This is a genomic window from Aequorivita soesokkakensis (assembly GCF_001641085.1).
Classification (GTDB): Bacteria; Bacteroidota; Bacteroidia; order Flavobacteriales; family Flavobacteriaceae; genus Aequorivita; species Aequorivita soesokkakensis.
In genome coordinates this window covers 1-257 of record NZ_LXIE01000044.1, presented here as the reverse complement: position 1 = coordinate 257, position 257 = coordinate 1, and the positions used below count along the sequence as shown (strand labels likewise).

General features: G+C 61.9%; 1 protein-coding gene. It reads right to left on the bottom strand.

The annotated features are described in order from the left end of the window. On the bottom strand, positions 1-257 hold a 257-nt coding region (locus tag A7A78_RS15230; protein WP_207489370.1), incomplete at both ends, for a hypothetical protein.

Sequence of the window (257 nt, the reverse complement as noted above, 5' to 3'; positions counted from 1 at the left end):
AGGCACTGGTTCGTGTTCTGCGGAACAAGCGTAAGGTCGGTCTCCACCGCGTTCTCATCCGGAGCGGTATAGAAGGTTACCGAGCTCGCCCCGCCGGGGGTAACGATCATCGCGTTGGCGGTACCGTCGCCGGCGGCCACAAAGTTGTACCACACGCCATTGGCACCGGTAAGGTCACAGCCCGCCGGGCTGCCGTTCTCCGTAGTGGCAGCTGGCATAGCTACCGAAGGATCGGTGTAAGGGAAGCCTATCTCGTC